General features: G+C 67.4%; 21 protein-coding genes and 2 tRNA genes. 7 read left to right on the top strand and 16 right to left on the bottom strand.

The genetic code is table 11. The features are described 5' to 3' along the window. Positions 1 to 6: 6 nt before the first annotated feature. The 4 genes from efp to thiE form a co-directional block, all read right to left on the bottom strand. Positions 7 to 570, bottom strand: a complete 564-nt coding sequence (gene efp / locus OF829_RS11215; RefSeq protein WP_264940103.1) for an elongation factor P — start codon at positions 568 to 570, stop codon at positions 7 to 9. A 178-nt stretch (positions 571 to 748) separates the two neighbouring features. Then, positions 749 to 1,375: a M23 family metallopeptidase gene (locus tag OF829_RS11210; RefSeq protein ID WP_264940102.1), complete on the bottom strand. Its 627-nt coding sequence runs from the start codon at positions 1,373 to 1,375 to the stop codon at positions 749 to 751. A 4-nt stretch (positions 1,376 to 1,379) separates the two neighbouring features. Continuing rightward, positions 1,380 to 2,288, bottom strand: a complete 909-nt coding sequence (locus tag OF829_RS11205) for a L,D-transpeptidase family protein (RefSeq protein ID WP_264940101.1) — start codon at positions 2,286 to 2,288, stop codon at positions 1,380 to 1,382. 197 nt (positions 2,289 to 2,485) lie between these two features. Continuing rightward, entirely contained in the window at positions 2,486 to 3,169 is a 684-nt protein-coding gene (gene thiE / locus OF829_RS11200; protein WP_264940100.1) for a thiamine phosphate synthase, read from the bottom strand. A gap of 121 nt (positions 3,170 to 3,290) precedes the next feature. Between thiE and OF829_RS11195 the strand changes: the two genes are divergently transcribed. The 3 genes from OF829_RS11195 to OF829_RS11185 are packed head-to-tail and all read left to right on the top strand — an operon-like array spanning position 3,291 to position 4,521. Continuing rightward, positions 3,291 to 3,761, top strand: coding sequence for an SRPBCC domain-containing protein (locus OF829_RS11195; protein ID WP_264940098.1), 471 nt, complete (start codon positions 3,291 to 3,293; stop codon positions 3,759 to 3,761). Continuing rightward, a complete protein-coding gene (locus OF829_RS11190) occupies positions 3,761 to 4,093 on the top strand; it encodes an ArsR/SmtB family transcription factor (protein ID WP_264940096.1) in 333 nt (110 codons plus the stop codon). The genes OF829_RS11195 and OF829_RS11190 overlap by 1 nt, the downstream gene beginning before the upstream one ends. 44 nt (positions 4,094 to 4,137) lie before the next feature. Continuing rightward, positions 4,138 to 4,521 (top strand): hypothetical protein, encoded by a 384-nt coding sequence (locus tag OF829_RS11185; RefSeq protein WP_264940095.1) that lies wholly within the window; start codon positions 4,138 to 4,140, stop codon positions 4,519 to 4,521. Here the strand turns inward: OF829_RS11185 and OF829_RS11180 are convergent. The 11 genes from OF829_RS11180 to tkt all read right to left on the bottom strand — a co-directional run bounded on the left by OF829_RS11180 (position 4,518) and on the right by tkt (position 13,555). Next, entirely contained in the window at positions 4,518 to 5,180 is a 663-nt protein-coding gene (locus OF829_RS11180; protein WP_264940094.1) for an O-methyltransferase, read from the bottom strand. The genes OF829_RS11185 and OF829_RS11180 overlap by 4 nt on opposite strands. Next, positions 5,177 to 5,569, bottom strand: coding sequence for a putative quinol monooxygenase (locus OF829_RS11175; RefSeq protein ID WP_264940093.1), 393 nt, complete (start codon positions 5,567 to 5,569; stop codon positions 5,177 to 5,179). Before OF829_RS11175 ends, OF829_RS11180 begins: the two co-directional genes overlap by 4 nt. Then, on the bottom strand, positions 5,566 to 6,000 hold the full coding sequence (locus OF829_RS11170; protein ID WP_264940092.1) for a hypothetical protein: 435 nt from the start codon (positions 5,998 to 6,000) through the stop codon (positions 5,566 to 5,568). Before OF829_RS11170 ends, OF829_RS11175 begins: the two co-directional genes overlap by 4 nt. Then, positions 5,997 to 6,911: a class I fructose-bisphosphate aldolase gene (locus tag OF829_RS11165; protein WP_264940091.1), complete on the bottom strand. Its 915-nt coding sequence runs from the start codon at positions 6,909 to 6,911 to the stop codon at positions 5,997 to 5,999. The genes OF829_RS11170 and OF829_RS11165 overlap by 4 nt, the downstream gene beginning before the upstream one ends. Positions 6,912 to 7,032: 121 nt before the next feature. Further along, complete coding sequence (locus OF829_RS11160; RefSeq protein ID WP_264940090.1) at positions 7,033 to 8,169, bottom strand: slipin family protein; 1,137 nt, start codon at positions 8,167 to 8,169, stop codon at positions 7,033 to 7,035. Positions 8,170 to 8,684: 515 nt separating this feature from the next. Then, positions 8,685 to 8,758 (bottom strand) — tRNA-Thr (locus tag OF829_RS11155). Between the two features lies 1 nt (position 8,759). Continuing rightward, positions 8,760 to 8,832 (bottom strand) — tRNA-OTHER (locus OF829_RS11150). 127 nt (positions 8,833 to 8,959) lie between these two features. Next, positions 8,960 to 10,150: a phosphoglycerate kinase gene (locus tag OF829_RS11145; protein WP_264940089.1), complete on the bottom strand. Its 1,191-nt coding sequence runs from the start codon at positions 10,148 to 10,150 to the stop codon at positions 8,960 to 8,962. Further along, on the bottom strand, positions 10,147 to 10,587 hold the full coding sequence (locus OF829_RS11140; protein ID WP_264940088.1) for an MOSC domain-containing protein: 441 nt from the start codon (positions 10,585 to 10,587) through the stop codon (positions 10,147 to 10,149). Before OF829_RS11140 ends, OF829_RS11145 begins: the two co-directional genes overlap by 4 nt. After that, complete coding sequence (gene gap, locus OF829_RS11135; protein ID WP_264940087.1) at positions 10,587 to 11,594, bottom strand: type I glyceraldehyde-3-phosphate dehydrogenase; 1,008 nt, start codon at positions 11,592 to 11,594, stop codon at positions 10,587 to 10,589. The genes OF829_RS11140 and gap overlap by 1 nt, the downstream gene beginning before the upstream one ends. 5 nt (positions 11,595 to 11,599) lie before the next feature. Further along, positions 11,600 to 13,555, bottom strand: a complete 1,956-nt coding sequence (tkt, locus tag OF829_RS11130) for a transketolase (RefSeq protein WP_264940086.1) — start codon at positions 13,553 to 13,555, stop codon at positions 11,600 to 11,602. Between the two features lie 125 nt (positions 13,556 to 13,680). Between tkt and OF829_RS11125 the strand changes: the two genes are divergently transcribed. The 4 genes from OF829_RS11125 to OF829_RS11110 all read left to right on the top strand — a co-directional run bounded on the left by OF829_RS11125 (position 13,681) and on the right by OF829_RS11110 (position 15,206). Further along, on the top strand, positions 13,681 to 13,860 hold the full coding sequence (locus OF829_RS11125; protein ID WP_264940084.1) for a hypothetical protein: 180 nt from the start codon (positions 13,681 to 13,683) through the stop codon (positions 13,858 to 13,860). After that, positions 13,860 to 14,162, top strand: a complete 303-nt coding sequence (locus OF829_RS11120; protein ID WP_264940083.1) for a cell division protein ZapA — start codon at positions 13,860 to 13,862, stop codon at positions 14,160 to 14,162. Before OF829_RS11125 ends, OF829_RS11120 begins: the two co-directional genes overlap by 1 nt. A 286-nt stretch (positions 14,163 to 14,448) precedes the next feature. Further along, on the top strand, positions 14,449 to 15,000 hold the full coding sequence (locus OF829_RS11115) for a 5-formyltetrahydrofolate cyclo-ligase (RefSeq protein WP_264940082.1): 552 nt from the start codon (positions 14,449 to 14,451) through the stop codon (positions 14,998 to 15,000). Then, complete coding sequence (locus OF829_RS11110; protein ID WP_264940081.1) at positions 14,997 to 15,206, top strand: DUF2842 domain-containing protein; 210 nt, start codon at positions 14,997 to 14,999, stop codon at positions 15,204 to 15,206. The genes OF829_RS11115 and OF829_RS11110 overlap by 4 nt, the downstream gene beginning before the upstream one ends. Before the next feature lie 13 nt (positions 15,207 to 15,219). Here OF829_RS11110 and OF829_RS11105 read toward each other — a convergent pair whose 3' ends face one another. Further along, a complete protein-coding gene (locus tag OF829_RS11105; RefSeq protein ID WP_264940080.1) occupies positions 15,220 to 15,582 on the bottom strand; it encodes a PRC-barrel domain-containing protein in 363 nt (120 codons plus the stop codon). Between the last annotated feature and the right edge of the window lie 109 nt (positions 15,583 to 15,691).

Below are 15,691 nucleotides of genomic sequence, written 5' to 3'. Positions count from 1 at the left end.
TCCGGGTCAGTCCGCCCGCTTCACATAGGCTTGTTCGTACACATCGACCACGATGCGCGTGCCCGCCTGGATATGCGGGGGCACCATCACGCGCACGCCATTTTCGAGCAGGGCCGGCTTGTAGCTCGACGAGGCCGTCTGGCCCTTCACCACGGCATCGGCCTCGACGATCGTCGCTTCGATCGTGTCGGGCAGCTGCACGCTGATCGCTTCCTCGTCGTAAAGCTCCATCACCACGTCCATCCCGTCCTGCAGGAAGGCCGCGGCGTCGCCGAGCAGGTCGCGCGGCAGCGTCACCTGATCATAGGTCTCCTTGTCCATGAAGACGAGGCTGTCGCCTTCCGGGTAGAGGAACTGGAAATCCTTGGTGTCGAGGCGGACGCGCTCGACCGTCTCGGCGCTGCGGAAGCGGACATTGTTCTTCCGCCCGTCGCGCAAATTCTTCATTTCGACCTGCATATAGGCGCCGCCCTTGCCGGGCTGGGTGTGCTGGATCTTCACCGCACGCCAGATGCCGCCTTCATATTCGATGATGTTGCCGGGACGGATGTCCACGCCGCTGATCTTCATGACCGAGACCTATAGAGCTTGAGAAAGAGCGAGTGCGGCCCTTAGCGGTGCCTCGCCATCCCCGCAAGCACCCCCCCAACCGTGTCATCCCGGCGAAAGCCGGTACCCAGAGCCACAGGCGGCACCGCTCTTGACCCTGGGTCCCGGCTTTCGCCGGGATGACGGATTAAGACTGGCCTCAGGTGCCGTGAAGCAGCGGATAGGCATTGACCGGCTCGCCCTCCCACCAGCGGTCGCTGGGCTTCATCCGGGAGAGGCCGAAATGGAGGTGGAAATTGCCGGTGCCGGCGTTGCCGGTGTCGCCGACAAAGCCCAGCGGGTCGCCGGCCTTGACGCTCATCCCCTCGACCAGGCCGGGCGCATAGCCCTGGAGATGGGCGTAATAATAGCTCCACCGCCGGTCGGGCGAGCGGACATAGAGCGTGATCCCGCCCCCGCCGTTCGAATAGAAGAGCTTCTCGACCGTGCCCGGCGCCGCGGCCACGACGGGCGTGCCGCCGGGGGCCATGATATCGGTCCCGTGATGGGGCCTGAGGCCATTGTCGCGCGCCTGCCCCCAGGTGTCGGTGATTTTCGAGCGCGGCACGCCGAGGACGGGAACGGTGAGCAGCGGATGCTCGCCCGGAGCCACCGGCGCGCCTTCCTGCTGCTGTCCATGCGGATGCGAGATCGTCGTGAGCGCGCGCTCCGCGGTCGGCGGCAGGCCCTCGGGCGGCGCCTCCTGCGCGGGCACGACCCGCACCAGCGAGGCGAAGAAGCCGATCATCGCCAGCATCGCCACCCCGGCCACGGTGCGCAGCCTCATCGCCTCATTCCTGGAAGACCGCGGGCGTGCCGGGCTTGACCATCAGCGCCAGCCGCGCCGCATCCCAATTGGCGAGGCGGATGCAGCCATGGCTCTCGGCGCGGCCGATCGTCTGCGGCTCCGGAGTGCCATGGATGCCGTAATGCGGCTTGTTGAGATCGAGCCACACCACCCCGACCGGGCCATTGGGTCCGGGCGGAAGCTGCACCTTGGCCTTGCGGTCGCTGACGTCCCAGAACAGCTCCGGATTGTAGTGGAAGCGGGGATTGTAATCCGCGCCCTGGATTTTCCAACGCCCGATCGGCAGCGGATCGTGGCGCGATCCCATGGTGGCGCTGAACTGCGCGACGAGGCGGTCCTCGGCATCATAGACCTTGAGCACCTTTTCCGATCGATCGACGACGATCTTAGCGCCGATCGGCTGCACCGCATCGACGTTGAGATCGTTCAGCGTCTTGCGCCAATCGGGGTCGAACTCGGCCGGATAGGCGCGCGAGGTAGGCAGCGCATTGGGAAAGACCAGCACCGTGCCGGGCTGCAGCAGCGCCTTGGGATCGTTGAGCGCGCGCAGCACCGCAGGCGTGGTGTGGAACATCTCGGCGAGCTTCTCGAGCGGCCCGCGATAGCCGAGCGACACGAGCTTGCCCTGCTCCGCCGGATCCTTGGGCATCGGATGGACGAAGGGCCCGCTCAGCGCATCGGGCGTCAGATACAGGTTCCGCGTGGCACGCAGCCCGCGATAGGGCTTGAGCGCCTCAAGCGTTTCGGCATCGTCCTTGCCCGTGACCTTGAGCCCGCGCGAGGTCTGGAAGCCCCGCAGCGCCGCGGTCAGCGATTGCCCGCGCCGCCCGTCGAGCACGCCCGGCGAAAAGCCCAGATGATCGAGGATCACCTGGATCTGGAGAACCTCCATATCGACCACTGGCAGCGGCTTCCGCGTATTGGTTCCATCGACGCCCGCCGCAACGGGCCCGGACGACAGAAGAATGAGACAAGCCAGTGATCCGAGGAATTTCCGCACGCTTTCAATCTCCTGTGGTGGAACCCACATCAGGAGAACGAGGGAGGTCGGGCTTGGGTCCGTCTCCCGTCATGCCGGGGCGTTTGGGGCTATTGAGCGAGCACGCCCGCGAATGCCTTCACTGCCGCTTCCTCATCCCCGCCCCACACGGCGTTGCTCACCGCGAGGAAATCGGCGCCCGCCACCACCAGCGGCGCGGCATTCGCCGGCGTGATCCCCCCGATCGCGACGCAGGGCAGCTCGAACATGGTCGACCACCAGGCGAGGATCACCGGCTCGGGACGGTGGCGCACTTCCTTGGTGCCGGTCGGATAGAAGGCGCCGAACGCGACGTAATCGGCCCCCGCCTCCCCCGCTTCCATCGCGAGGTGGCGGCTGTCGTGGCAGGTCACGCCGATCTGCGCCGAAGGTCCGAGCAACGCCCGCGCCTCGCGCGGATCGCCATCGCCTTGTCCCAGATGCACCCCGTCCGCGCCCAGCCTCTTGGCCAGCGCCGCGCTGTCGTTGACGATGAAGGCGACGTCATGATCGGCGCAGATGCGCTGGAGCGGTTCGGCGAGCCGGGCAGCCTCGTGCTGATCAATACCCTTCACGCGGAACTGGAACGCCGCCGCCGGCCCGACCCCCAGCGCGCGCCTGAGCCGGTCGGGGAAGCTCCCGCCCACTTCCAGCGGCGAGATCAGATAGAGCTGACACGGCGGCCGCCGGTCGTCGCGGCGGAACTGATCGGCGAAATCGGGGGCGAGCGGGGGCAGGCCGTCATCTTCGGTCATCCCTGCCCCATCCGCCGCACGCGCGCCCGGGTCAAGCGTCCGCGCGCAATAGTGAAGTGATCACTTGACTATCTCGCGCAACTCGATACTCAAGCAATCACTTCACTATTGGAGTCGCACGATGACCGAACCCGCCGTCCACAGCAGCTTCACGCTCGAACGCACCTATCCCCGTCCCGCCGACGCGGTGTTCGCCGCGCTGGCCGATCCCGACAAGAAGCGCCGCTGGTTCGCGGGCGGCGCGCATCAGGACGTGCTCGACTATGAGTCCGATTTCCGCATCGGCGGGGCCGAGCGGCTCAAATACCGCTTCGTCGGCGACAGCCCGATCAAGGGCATGGTGCTCGCCAGCGAAGGCCGGTTCGAGACTATCGTGCCGGGCCGCCGCGTGGTGACCACGAGCAGCATGTGGATGATGGATGCCTGCATCTCCTCTTCGCTGGTGACGATGGAGATCGTGCCGCAGGGCGAGGAAACCCGGCTGGTCTGCACCTTCCAGGGGGCGTTCTTCGAGGGGTCGGACGGGCCGCAGATCCGCGAGATGGGCTGGAACGCGCTGCTCGACAGCCTCGGCCGGACGCTCGCAGAGTGATGGCCGCCGCGCCTGCGATCTCCCCGCCGATTGATCGCGTCTTTCATGCGCTCGGCGATCCCAGCCGGCGCGCCATTGTCGAGCGGCTCGCGCGGGGTCCCCTCTCCGTTTCGCGCCTCGCCGAGCCGCTCGGCATCACCGTGACCGCGGTCGGCCAGCATCTGCGGCTGCTCGAAAGCTGTGGCCTGGTCGCGAGCGAGAAGCACGGCCGCACCCGCGTCTGCCGTATCGAGGCGGCGGGGCTGATCACGATCGCCCAGTGGATCGCGCATTGCCGCGAGCTTTGGGAAACGCGCCTCGATCGGCTGGGGGACGTGCTCGGCGAGGAATGAGGTTCGTTCATTCGCGACTCATCGCCATCGGATAGGCTGGCCGCATGAAGATACGCATCCTCCTCTGTCTGCCCTTCCTGCTCGCTGCCTGTGTAACGACGGGTACCGCCGCCCAGACTCGCCCCGAAGGCGTCGCCCGGATCGGCCAGACGGTGCGCGTCGGCGGGCCCACCGTCCGCCCGATCGCGGTGATCGAGGACAGCCGGTGCCCCAGCGACGTCACCTGCGTCTGGTCCGGCCGGCTCGTGGTCCGCGTCGAGGTCGGTACCGGGCGCGGCAAGCGGCGGATGGACCTGACGCTCGGCACCCCGGTGCATGTCGCGGACGGGGCGCTCACGCTTCGCGAGGCCTTGCCCGGCAAGCTCCAGGGCCGGAAGCTCAGCCCACGGTCCTATCGCTTCATGTTCACGTTCAGCGGCGGGCTCTAGCGCACCAGCGCCAGCACGAACCCGTCCCATTTCTTGGCGCCCACGGTCTGGATCGCGGTGGCATCGAGCCGGGGCTCATCCGCCAGCATCTCGAACAGCCGCTGGGTGCCGATCACCGCGGCATCGGTGCTGGCGGGATCGAGGATGCCGCCCTCGCGCACGACATTGTCGACGATGATCGCGGTGCCTGGCCGCGCCAGTTCGAGCGCGGCGCGGACATAGGCGACGTTGCCGGGCTTGTCGGCGTCGATGAAGACGAGGTCGAACGGCTCGGCGCCCTCGGCCCTGAGCGCCGCGAGGCTGTCGATCGCCGGCCCGACGCGCACCTCGCAGCGATCCGCCACGCCCGCATTCGCCAGGTTCGCCCGCGCCACCTCAGCATGGTGCGGCACCAGCTCGAGCGTCACCAGCCGCCCATCCCTGGGCAGCGCCCGCGCCAGCCAAATCGTCGAATAGCCGCCCAGCGTCCCCACTTCGAGGATACGCCGCGCCCCCATCATCCGCGCGAGGAGATGGAGCATCTTCCCCTGCGTCGCCGACACATCGATCGGCGGCAGCCCGCCCGCCTTGTTCGCCGCCAGCGCCGCTTCGAGCGCGGGATCGTCGCCGAGCAGATTGCCGGCGATATAGTCGTCGACCGCTTTCCAGTCCCCACTCATGCGCCGTTCTGGCTCTGCTGGAGCACCGGGCGGGTCTCGACCGCCATCTCGAACGCCTTGATCAGCGGCCGCCCCTTGGCGTTCGCCGCCTTGACCCCGGGCAGTTCGAGCGACTGGTCGTGCGCGCTTTTGCTCTCCCAGATCTCGGTGATCCACAGCACATCGGCCTCCTTCAGGTCCTCGGCGATGAGGTAGAGGATGCAGCCGGGCATCGCGCCCGCGTCGCTGTTGAGCACCGCGGCCAGCGCCGCGCGCTTGCCGGGATGACAGCGGACCTTGCCGATGAAACCATAGCTGTCGATCTCGTCTTCCACGCCCATGCTCCTCGCTGCACCCGCGCCCAGCACCGCCAGCGCCACCCCGCCTAGCAACGCACGGCGGCCGATCATTCCTCTTCGCCGCGATCGAGCGCGGTGGCCGCGCTGTTGACCTCGGCCAGGCACGCCTCTCGCGGCTTCGCTAGCGACGGATCGCGCACGCCCTCGATCGCCTTGCGTGAGGCTTCGATCTGTTCCTTGGCCCAATGCGGCGGCGCCATCGGGTCGAGCAGCGGCAGGCAGATATGGCGCGGCGCCAGCGCTTCGGAGGTTCCGACCAGCGGGAGGACGCGATCCGGCGCGACCTGCATCGCGCGGCCGAGCGCGTCCTGCAGCGTCTCGGCATCGCGCGTGCCGCTCTGCTTCAGCCGCGACACGGCGGAGACGATCCCCTCGGGGTTTCCGGTGGCCGCCTCGTCCGCGATTGCGTTGAGCGGCATGTCGCGCGCCGGCGAACAGCCCCCACCGGCGATCAGCGCCAAGGCGAGCGCGGCCGCCCTCATTCCTCGCCTTTGTAAATCCGCACCAGCCGGTCGAGCATCGCCAGCGCATCCTCGCGCGAGCGCTGGAAAGTGTTGCGCCCGATGATCGAGCCGTTGCCGCCGCCGTCACGAATGTCGCGCGCGTCCTGGAACACCGCATCCTCGCCCTTCGCCGCGCCGCCCGAAAAGACGACGATCCGGCGCCCGTTGAAGCACGACTTGACGACATGCGCCACCCGGTCCGACTGGTTCGACCAGTCGGTGCCTTCGTACGCCTTTTGCGCGTCCTTCTGCTCGATATGGTCGCTGGGCAGCTTCACCTTGATGATATGCGCGCCGAGCAACGCCGCCATGTGCGCGGCATAGGCGCCGACATCGAGCGCAAGCTCACCCGATTTGGGCAGCGCGCCGCCGCGCGGATAGGACCAGAGCACCGTAGCGATGCCGACCGACTTGGCCTGGGCGCTGAGCTCCTTGATCTCCTCCATCATGTCGAAACAGTCGTCGCTGCCCGGATAGATGGTGAAGCCGATCGCCGAGCAGCCGAGCCGCAGCGCGTCGTCGACCCCGCCGGTAATCGCCTGGTTGGCCCCCGTGGCCCAGCTATTGGACGAATTGCACTTGAGGATCGTCGGGATCTGCCCGGCAAAGGTCCCCGCCCCCGCCTCGATCATCCCGAGCGGCGCGGCATAGGCGGAAAGGCCCGCATCGATCGCGATCTGGAAATGATAATGCGGGTCATAGGCCGGCGGATTGACCGCGAAGCTGCGCGCCGGGCCATGCTCGAAGCCCTGGTCCACGGGCAGGATGATCAACTTGCCGGTGCCGCCCAGCCGCCCCTGCATCAGGATGCGCGCAAGGTTCGCCTTCACGCCCGGATTGTCGGACTCGTAATTGGCGAGAATGGCTTTGACGGCGGGCGTGATAGACATGGGGCTTCCCTGATTCGCTGCGTTGGGGTGGCCCTAGCCAGCCATGCTGCGGTGCGGAAGCCTGACAACGCGCGACAAGGGAGGAGCGGCTTGCGCCACCCCTCCCCATCGGTGCGGGACCTCAGTCCCGCGGCTTGAGGGTCACGAGCTGGTCGAGGATCCCGGTGAGACCCCGATCGCCCGTCTGGACGTCGATGCGGCCGATCTTCTCGGTCACGCGCTCGAGCGCTTCGAGCTCCTTCAGGCGAAGCAGCGTGGGGTTATCCTCCATCAGCTTCGCCGTGTTGAGCAGGCTCCGCGTCGCCGCGGTCTCCTCGCGCCGGCGGATCAGGTTCGCCTGCGCGACCTTCTCCGCCTCGACCACCCGGTTGATCAGCTCGCGCATATCGCCCGGCAGGATCACGTCCTTGACGCCGAGTTCGGTCACCCGAATCCCGATATCGCCAAGCTGCTCGCGCACATGCCGGACGATCTGCGCATCGACCGACTCGCGGTCGTTGAGCAGTTCGTCGAGCGTCCGCCCGCCCACGGCCTCGCGGACCGCGAACTGGACGAGCTTGTACACGTGACCCTGATAGTCCGGGGTCGAGAGCGCCGCGACACGCACGTCCGTGACCTGCACGAAGGTGGTGAGCGTGACGCGCAGCGACACACGGTCCTTGGTCAGGATCTCCTGCGCGGTGATCTCGACCGGGATCGGACGCGTATCGAGCATCTTGGCGGTGACCTTGCGGCCGACCTGCCAATAGCCGTAACGCCCCGGGCCCAGCGTCTCGACGAGCTCGCCGTCGAAGAACACCAGCCCCGCCTCGGCCTCGCCGACCGAGACGATCGCGATCGGACCGGCGCCGAGCGAACCGATCGTCGCCGCCTTTTCGAACGCCACCAGCTCGCGCTTGTCGAGCCGCGGGCGATCGAGGACGTCGAACGTATCGACCCGTACCTCGTCGAGCACCTTCCACACATGGATCGCCTGCCCCGGCCGCACGATCCATGCCGGACGCGCACCGAGCCACACGACCGCGACCTCGCCCTCGTTCGGGCGCACGGTCACGAAATTCGCCTCCGCGAGTTCCGGATGGCGCTTCTCCATGATCTCGGCCCAGGGCGAGGTGAACAGGCCGACGGCGTCGACCAGTTCCACGCTCTTGCGTCCGAGCCAGTTCGAGATCCGGTGACGACCCGGACCCAGAACATCGATGATGCGGCCATCCTGAATGAGGAGACCGCGCTGGTTTTCGGCAATAACGAACGTCATGGCCGGTCCTCCTCTTCTCACGCGCAACGGCCCCATGCCGGTGCGGGAGGGCGCGGTTAGGCCGGGAAAGTAACGATTGCAACCTTTATTTTGCTGCAGTGCAGTATATAGAGAAATGTGCAAATCTTGATGTCCGGAGGGCGTCAAAACACTTCCGTCATCCCGGCGAAAGCCGGGACCCAGAGCCACGAGCGGCATGGCCCGTTACCCTGGGTCCCGGCTTTCGCCGGGATGACGATGGAGTGGAATAGGTCGGCCGGGGGGCGTTCCCCGATGCGCGTGCGGGCTGGCGATTGAGGCAGTCGCCGGGGCCTTCTGGCGCCCGCGCGGACGAGCGGGCGGACCCGCTCCCGGTACGAACGCCGCGCGACCCGCGCGCGCCTGCAGGTATCCTCGCCGGCACAGAGCCGGGCACCGGTTGCCTCGGGCTTCGCGCAAAGCGCCTCGCCTTCGGCGTGAACGCCCCGCCGGCCTCCCCGATTTGGAGTGCCTTCCACGGGCACTGGCTTGACAGGCCAGTGTGGGATTCGAACCCACGAAGACGCTTGCGCGCCGGCAGATTACCAGTCTGCTGCTCAACCATTGAGCGTTGGCGAAATGGACGGAATTGAACCGCCGACACCCCGGTCACCCGGGTGCTCTATCCAACTGAGCTACATTCCCTAGGGCGTCTATTTCCTGGAACACGGGACGGCAGAGCCGGCCGCGCCCGCGGGGTCTCACGAGCCCCTACGAAAGGAGGTTCAACGCGACGGCGCCACTAGGCGGAGGCGAAACGAAAGTCCAGCGATTATTGCTGCAGCGCAGCAACGCCGGGCAGCGCCTTGCCTTCCATCCATTCGAGGAACGCACCACCCGCGGTCGAGACGAAGCTGAAATCGTCCGCGACCCCGGCCTGGTTGAGCGCGGCGACGGTGTCCCCGCCCCCGGCGACCGAGACCAGCGAGCCTTCCTTGGTGAGCGCGGCCGCTGTCTTGGCGAGCGCGACGGTGGCGGTGTCGAACGGCGGCGTCTCGAACGCGCCCATAGGGCCGTTCCAGACCAATGTCCGGCAGGTCTTGAGCACGTCCGCCAATGCCTCGGTCGCGGCGGGGCCGACATCGAGGATCATCTCGTCGGGCGCGACCTCATGGACATTGACCGTGCGGACCGGCGGATTGGCGCGGAATTCCTTCGCGACCACGACATCGTACGGCAGGTGGACGGTGCAATTGGCCTTGTCCGCCGCGTCGAGGATCTCCTCGGCGATACCGGTCAGCTCATGCTCGCACAGGCTCTTGCCCACATCGACGCCGCGTGCCGCCAGAAAGGTATTGGCCATGCCGCCGCCGATGATCAGGTGATCGACCTTCTCGACCAGGTGCCGCAGCACGTCGAGCTTGGACGAGACCTTGGCCCCGCCGACCACCGCCGCGACCGGATGCTCGGGATTGCCGAGCGCCTTGTCGAGCGCGTCGAGTTCGGCCTCCATCTGGCGGCCGGCGAACGCCGGAAGCCGATGTGCCAGTCCCTCGGTCGAGGCATGCGCGCGGTGCGCCGCGGAGAAGGCGTCGTTGACGTAGAGATCGCCGAGTGAAGCGAGCCGGTCGACCGTCTCGGGCGCGTTCTTCTCCTCGCCGGGATCGAAGCGGGTGTTTTCGAGCAGGCCGATATCGCCGGGCCGCATCATCGCGACCGCATTCCCGGCGCCCTCATCGTCGAGGAACGCGACCTGCCGCCCCAGCACCTGGCTGAAGGGCCGCGTCACCAGCGACAGGCTCATCGCCGGATTGCGCATCCCCTTGGGCCGCCCGAAATGTGCCAGCACGATCACGATCGCCCCGCGGTCCGCCAGCTCGGCGACGGTCTGCACCGCCGCGCGCAGCCGCGTGTCGTCGGTCACCGCGCCATCGGCCATCGGCACGTTCAGATCCTCGCGGACCAGCACGCGCTTGCCGGCGATGTCGCCCATATCGTCGAGGGTCTTGAAGGCTCGCGTCATTGCTCAATCCTGATTGGGTCGCCCACGGCGATCACGCCGCCTGAAATCACCTTGCCGCCCGCCCCGCCGCGCCAATCGGGTTCAAGCGCCTGCCGCAGCCCCGGCGCCAGCTCGTCCATCCGCTCGCACGGATCGATCTCGGTCTTGAGCTCGATCACCACTTCCGCGCCGATCCGCACGCGCACATCGCCGCCATGCGGCAGGTCGAAATCCTCGACCAGCAGGTTCGCGCGCCGCGCCCACCATGGCAGGTCGACGCCGACCTCCGCGGTGGCCGCGGCCCAGTCGCCCGCCTCGATCAACGAGACCTGGCGCTTGTTCTTGTCCCCGTTGCGGTCGCCCTCGACGCCGCCCTCGGGGCTCAGCCGGACGCTGGTGAGCGTCTCGATAGGCCCTCGCCGTTCCGCGTGGCGCGCGATGCCGGCGAGGCGGCCCATTACCCCAGCTTCGCCATCGCCGAAGCGGTGTCGACCATGCGGTTCGAGAAGCCCCATTCATTGTCGTACCAGCTGACGACGCGGACCAGCTTGCCGTCGAGCACCGCGGTCTCGAGGCTGTCGATGGTCGACGATGCGGGCGTGTGGACAATGTCGATCGAGACCAGGGGCTCGTCCGAATAATAGAGCACGCCCTTGAGCGGCCCGCTCTCCGACGCGGCCTTCAGGATCGCGTTGATCTCCTCCTTGGTCGTGTCGCGCTTGGGGGTGAAGGTCAGGTCGATCAGCGAGCCATCGGGCACGGGGACGCGGATCGCCGAACCGTCCAGCCGGCCCTTCAGTTCGGGCAGCACCTCGCCCACCGCGCGCGCGGCGCCGGTGGTGGTCGGGATCATGCTCATCGCGGCGGCGCGGGCGCGGCGCAGATCGTCATGGATCTGGTCGAGGATCTTCTGGTCGTTGGTATAGGCATGGACCGTGGTCATCAGCCCGCGCTCGATGCCGACCGTGTCGTTGAGCACCTTGGCGACGGGCGCCAGGCAATTGGTGGTGCACGACGCGTTCGAGACGATCGTGTGCCCCGCCTCGAGCTTGTCGTGGTTGACCCCATAGACGACGGTCAGGTCGACATTCTTGCCCGGGGCCGAGATCAGCACCTTTTTCGCCCCCGCCGCGATATGCTTCTCGCAGCTCGCGCGGTCGGTGAAGAAGCCGGTGCATTCGAGCACCAGTTCCACCCCGTTTGCGGCATGCGGCAGGTTGGCGGGATCGCGCTCCTTGGTCACCTTGATGCGCTTGCCGTCGACGACCAGATCGTCGCCATCGGCCGAGACGGTGCCCGGATATTTCCCATGGACCGAGTCGCGGCTGAACAGCCATGCGTTCGACTTGGCGTCCGCCAGATCGTTGATCGTGACCAGCTCGAGCCCGCTATCCGGCCGCTCGAGGATCGCGCGCGCCACCAGCCGGCCGATGCGTCCGAAACCGTTGATCGCAACCTTGGTCATGTCTCTCAGTCCTTCAGTCGTTCAAGGATCTGCGGCGCGATTGCCGCAGCGGTAAGTCCGAAATGCTCAAACAGCTTGGGCGCCGGCCCGGAGGCGCCGAAGCGGTTGAGCCCGAAATTGAGGCCGTCGATTCCGGTGTAGCGCTCCCAACCCGTGGTTACGCCCGCCTCGATCGAGACGCGGAGCGCGCCTTCGGGGAGCAGGTCGCGGCGATAGGCGGCGTCCTGCGCATCGAAGCGCGACCAGCACGGCATGGACACGACATCGGCACCCACGCCTTCGGCTTCAAGGGCATCGCGCACCGCGACCGCGATCTCGACCTCGGAGCCCGAGGCGATCAGCACCACCTTGCGCGCCGCGCCCGCCGCGGCAAGGCGATAGCCGCCCCTGGCCGCGCCCCCGCTGCTGAGTTGCGGCAGGTTCTGGCGGCTGAGCGCGAGCAACGAGGGGCCATCGGCGCGCTTGAGCGATTCGCCCCAGGCCTCGGCGGTCTCGACCGCATCGCACGGGCGCCAGACTTCAAGGTTCGGGATCAGCCGCAGCGACATCACATGCTCGACCGGCTGGTGGGTCGGCCCATCCTCGCCCAAACCGATCGAATCGTGCGTCATCACATAGACGACGCGCGCGTGCTGGAGCGCCGAGAGCCGGATCGCGGGGCGCGCATAGTCCGAAAAGACGAGGAAGGTGCCGCCATAGGGAATCACGCCGCCGTGCAGCGCCAGTCCATTCATCGCCGCCGCCATGCCGAACTCGCGGATGCCGTAGCGAACGTAGCGTGCGCCATAATCAGTGCCGACCAAATCGGTCAGGCCCTTGGTCAGCGTGTTGTTCGAGGGCGTGAGATCGGCCGAACCGCCGACCGTTTCGGGCACAGCGGCATTGATCACGTCGAGCGCCAGTTGGCTTGCGACGCGGGTCGCGATCTTCTTCGGCTCGGCGATCAGCGCGGCGATATGGGCGTCGAGACTGAAGCCCGCGGGCAGATCGCCCGCCATCCGGCGCGAGAATTCGGCGCCATTCGAATCGGCTGCGAGCCGCTGCTGCCACGCGGCATGAGGTTCGGCGCGATTTCTGCCCGCCGCCAGCCAAGCCTCGCGGATATCGCCCGGCACCTCGAACGGGGGATAGTCCCAGCCCAGTTTGACCCGCGCCGCCGCGACTTCGTCCGCGCCCAGCGCCGCGCCATGCACCTTCGAGCTGCCCTGGAAGTTGGGCGCGCCCTTGCCAATGATCGTCCGGCAGCGGACCAGCGAAGGCCGTCCGTCGGCGATCGCCGCGTCGAACGCCCTGGCGATGCTCGCGGGATCATGCCCATCGCATTCGGTGACGTGCCAGCCGGTCGCGGCATAGCGCGCCGGAATATCCTCGCTCGACGAGAGCGAGACCGGCCCGTCGATGGTGATCTTGTTGTCGTCCCACAGCACGATCAGCCGCCCGAGCTTCAGATGCCCGGCGATCCCGATCGCCTCGTGATTGATCCCCTCCATCAGGCATCCGTCGCCCGCGACCACCCAGGTGCGGTGATCGACCAGCGCGTCGCCGAACGAGGCGTTCAGATGCCGCTCGGCGATCGCCATCCCCACCGCCATCGCGAGCCCCTGCCCCAGCGGCCCGGTGGTGCATTCGACGCCCGGAAGCTCGAAATTCTCCGGATGTCCGGCGCACGGGCTGCCGACCTGGCGGAAGGTCTTGATGTCGTCGAGCGTCGGCCGCGCATAGCCGGTCAGGTGCAGCAGGCTGTAGAGCAGCATCGAGCCATGGCCGGCCGAAAGCACGAACCGGTCGCGGTCGGGCCATTTGGGGTCGGCGGGATCGTATTTCAGATAATCCTGGAACAGCACCGTCGCGACATCGGCCATCCCCATCGGCATGCCGGGATGCCCCGAATTGGCGGCCTCCACGGCGTCCATCGCAAGCGCGCGGATGGCATTGGCGCAATCGGTGAAGGATGCGGTCACTGGTGGCGTCCCCGGATGGTGGCGCGGACCCCTTAGGGACCGGCGGCGCCACGCGTCAACCGAAGCGCGACTTTACCCGCCGAAAGCCGCTTGCCGCATGGGCCCGCCATGCTTAATCGCTAGCCATGGCCGACCCAAAAGACCGCATCGAGGCCGCGCTTGCCCGTATCGAGGCAGCCGCCGCCGCGCGCGCCTATGCCACCGAGCGACTCACCCATCGCCACGAAGCCCTGCGCGAGAAGATCCAGGACGCGGTCGCCTCGCTCGACACGCTGATCGCGCGCGAAACCGTGGACGCAGGCTGATGGCCGAAGTCACGCTCAATGTCGCCGGCCGCGACTACACGGTGGCTTGCCGCGACGGCGAAGAGCCACATCTCAAACGACTCGAATCGCTCCTCGTCCGCCACGCCGCCACCGCTCAGCGTGCCTCGGGCGGGATCAGCCACGATCGGACGCTCGTCTATCTCACCCTCATCCTCGCCGACCTGCTCGACGAGGCCGAGCGCAACCCCTCGGCAGGCGTTTCGCCGGTGCTGCTCGACAATATCGCCGATCGCCTCGAAGCGGTTGCCGCGGTCCTCGAGGAAGACGGGGCGAGCGCCTGACCCACCTGCCGTGCCCCCGGCACTTCGGCCCGGGGTAACGGATTGTTGTTCGGCCTCGAATTGCGCCCCACCGGCCTTGAGGAAAGCGCCGCGACCGCCTACATAGGGGTCGGCGGGCACTGCCCGGTACGAGCCTTAGCGATTATCCCTGAGGCGATTCATCATCCATGGGGGCTGTCCCTGTGCAGATCCTGGTCTGTCGCACATGGTCCCCACCTGACGTTACCGGCGTCAGAGGATATTCTGGCAAACGGCCACGGCGGTCCCGCCACCCGCTCCGTCACGCATGATTCCCGATAAACTCACCCTCAGGGCGCGCATCCGCGCCGAGCGCGACCGTTTCACCAGCGTGGGCGGCAGCGCGATCCTGGCGCCGCCCGAGTTCGTGGAACGGCTCGTGCCCGGCAGCGTGGTCGCCTCTTATGTGCCCGTAGGCAGCGAGGCCGACCCGGCGCTGCTGGCCGCAGCAGCCGTCGAGCGCGGCTGCCGCCTCGCCCTCCCCCATGTCAGCGACCGCGCGAGCCCGATCCGCTTCCTGCTCTGGGAGCCTGGCGATCCGCTGGTGGCCGGCCCGTTCGGGCTCAGCCAGCCCGGCGGCCAGCAGGAGGCCGCGCCCGATACCATCCTCACCCCGCTGATCGGCTTCGACGCCCGCCTCAACCGCCTGGGACAAGGCGCCGCACATTATGACCGCGCCTTTGCTCGCTATCCCGATGCGTGGCGCGTAGGGGTCGCCTGGTCGGTCCAGCAAGTCCCCGCCGTCCCCACCGACATCTGGGACGTGCCGCTCCAGGCGGTGATCACCGAAGAGGGAATGCTATGCCATCAGGAAGCGTGAAGCCCAGCTGGCGCAAGCCCGTCGGCGCGCTCACCATCGTCGCGACGGCATGTCTCTGGGTCTTCCTGATCGCCAGCTTCTCGAAACAGATCGGCGCGCTGCCCGTGCTCGTGCAGCTGCCGATCTATCTCGTCGCGGGCGTGGCCTGGATCGCGCCGCTCAAGCCGTTGCTCCAATGGATGGAGACCGGGCGTTGGAAGCCTTAGTTCTTTGGCCTGATCACAGATAGGTAAAGCCGTAATAGCCGTAGATCCGCTCGCCATAGCTGCGGTCATAGGTCGGCGTCTCCGCCTCCGGATCGTAGCTCGGAGCCTCGGCAAGCTGGTCGCGGCTGAGGTTCACGATATAGCCGCCGCGATTGGTGTCATAGGTCAGCGCGTTCCACGGCAGCGGATAGTGCCGCGTCGCCAGCCCGAACAGCCCGCCAAACCCCATCACCGCATATTCGACCTGGCCCGACGCCTTGTCGACCATGAAGCGTTCGATCGAGCCGAGCCGCTCGTCTTCCTTGTTGTACACCGCGGTGCCCTCGACCCGATCCGACGCGATCAGCCGCTCGGGTGCCTTGGTATCGCTTTCCATGATGCAAATCCTCTCGCTCGCCCGCGGGGACGCGGACGGGAGAAAAACGCGCCGAGAAGCGCCATGTTCAACGGCTTACCGTGAAATTCGGACGATCCGGGGATCATCG

The organism is Sphingomonas caeni, from assembly GCF_026013415.1.
Taxonomy (GTDB): Bacteria; Pseudomonadota; Alphaproteobacteria; order Sphingomonadales; family Sphingomonadaceae; genus Sphingomonas; species Sphingomonas caeni.
This window is presented reverse-complemented; position numbering and strand designations above follow the sequence as displayed.

What these genes read in the sequence shown, in the direction of transcription:
- OF829_RS11115 (WP_264940082.1), top strand. Translation starts at nt 14,449, where the DNA reads ATGATTCCCGATAAACTCACCCTCAGGGCGCGCATCCGCGCCGAGCGC.
- OF829_RS11145 (WP_264940089.1), bottom strand. Translation starts at nt 10,150, where the DNA reads ATGACGCGAGCCTTCAAGACCCTCGACGATATGGGCGACATCGCCGGC.
- thiE (WP_264940100.1), bottom strand. Translation starts at nt 3,169, where the DNA reads ATGACCGAAGATGACGGCCTGCCCCCGCTCGCCCCCGATTTCGCCGAT.
- OF829_RS11185 (WP_264940095.1), top strand. Translation starts at nt 4,138, where the DNA reads ATGAAGATACGCATCCTCCTCTGTCTGCCCTTCCTGCTCGCTGCCTGT.
- OF829_RS11160 (WP_264940090.1), bottom strand. Translation starts at nt 8,169, where the DNA reads ATGACGTTCGTTATTGCCGAAAACCAGCGCGGTCTCCTCATTCAGGAT.
- OF829_RS11165 (WP_264940091.1), bottom strand. Translation starts at nt 6,911, where the DNA reads ATGTCTATCACGCCCGCCGTCAAAGCCATTCTCGCCAATTACGAGTCC.
- OF829_RS11175 (WP_264940093.1), bottom strand. Translation starts at nt 5,569, where the DNA reads ATGATCGGCCGCCGTGCGTTGCTAGGCGGGGTGGCGCTGGCGGTGCTG.
- OF829_RS11190 (WP_264940096.1), top strand. Translation starts at nt 3,761, where the DNA reads ATGGCCGCCGCGCCTGCGATCTCCCCGCCGATTGATCGCGTCTTTCAT.
- OF829_RS11105 (WP_264940080.1), bottom strand. Translation starts at nt 15,582, where the DNA reads ATGGAAAGCGATACCAAGGCACCCGAGCGGCTGATCGCGTCGGATCGG.
- efp (WP_264940103.1), bottom strand. Translation starts at nt 570, where the DNA reads ATGAAGATCAGCGGCGTGGACATCCGTCCCGGCAACATCATCGAATAT.
- OF829_RS11120 (WP_264940083.1), top strand. Translation starts at nt 13,860, where the DNA reads ATGGCCGAAGTCACGCTCAATGTCGCCGGCCGCGACTACACGGTGGCT.
- OF829_RS11195 (WP_264940098.1), top strand. Translation starts at nt 3,291, where the DNA reads ATGACCGAACCCGCCGTCCACAGCAGCTTCACGCTCGAACGCACCTAT.
- OF829_RS11210 (WP_264940102.1), bottom strand. Translation starts at nt 1,375, where the DNA reads ATGAGGCTGCGCACCGTGGCCGGGGTGGCGATGCTGGCGATGATCGGC.
- OF829_RS11125 (WP_264940084.1), top strand. Translation starts at nt 13,681, where the DNA reads ATGGCCGACCCAAAAGACCGCATCGAGGCCGCGCTTGCCCGTATCGAG.
- OF829_RS11180 (WP_264940094.1), bottom strand. Translation starts at nt 5,180, where the DNA reads ATGAGTGGGGACTGGAAAGCGGTCGACGACTATATCGCCGGCAATCTG.
- OF829_RS11170 (WP_264940092.1), bottom strand. Translation starts at nt 6,000, where the DNA reads ATGAGGGCGGCCGCGCTCGCCTTGGCGCTGATCGCCGGTGGGGGCTGT.
- OF829_RS11140 (WP_264940088.1), bottom strand. Translation starts at nt 10,587, where the DNA reads ATGGGCCGCCTCGCCGGCATCGCGCGCCACGCGGAACGGCGAGGGCCT.
- OF829_RS11205 (WP_264940101.1), bottom strand. Translation starts at nt 2,288, where the DNA reads ATGGAGGTTCTCCAGATCCAGGTGATCCTCGATCATCTGGGCTTTTCG.
- gap (WP_264940087.1), bottom strand. Translation starts at nt 11,594, where the DNA reads ATGACCAAGGTTGCGATCAACGGTTTCGGACGCATCGGCCGGCTGGTG.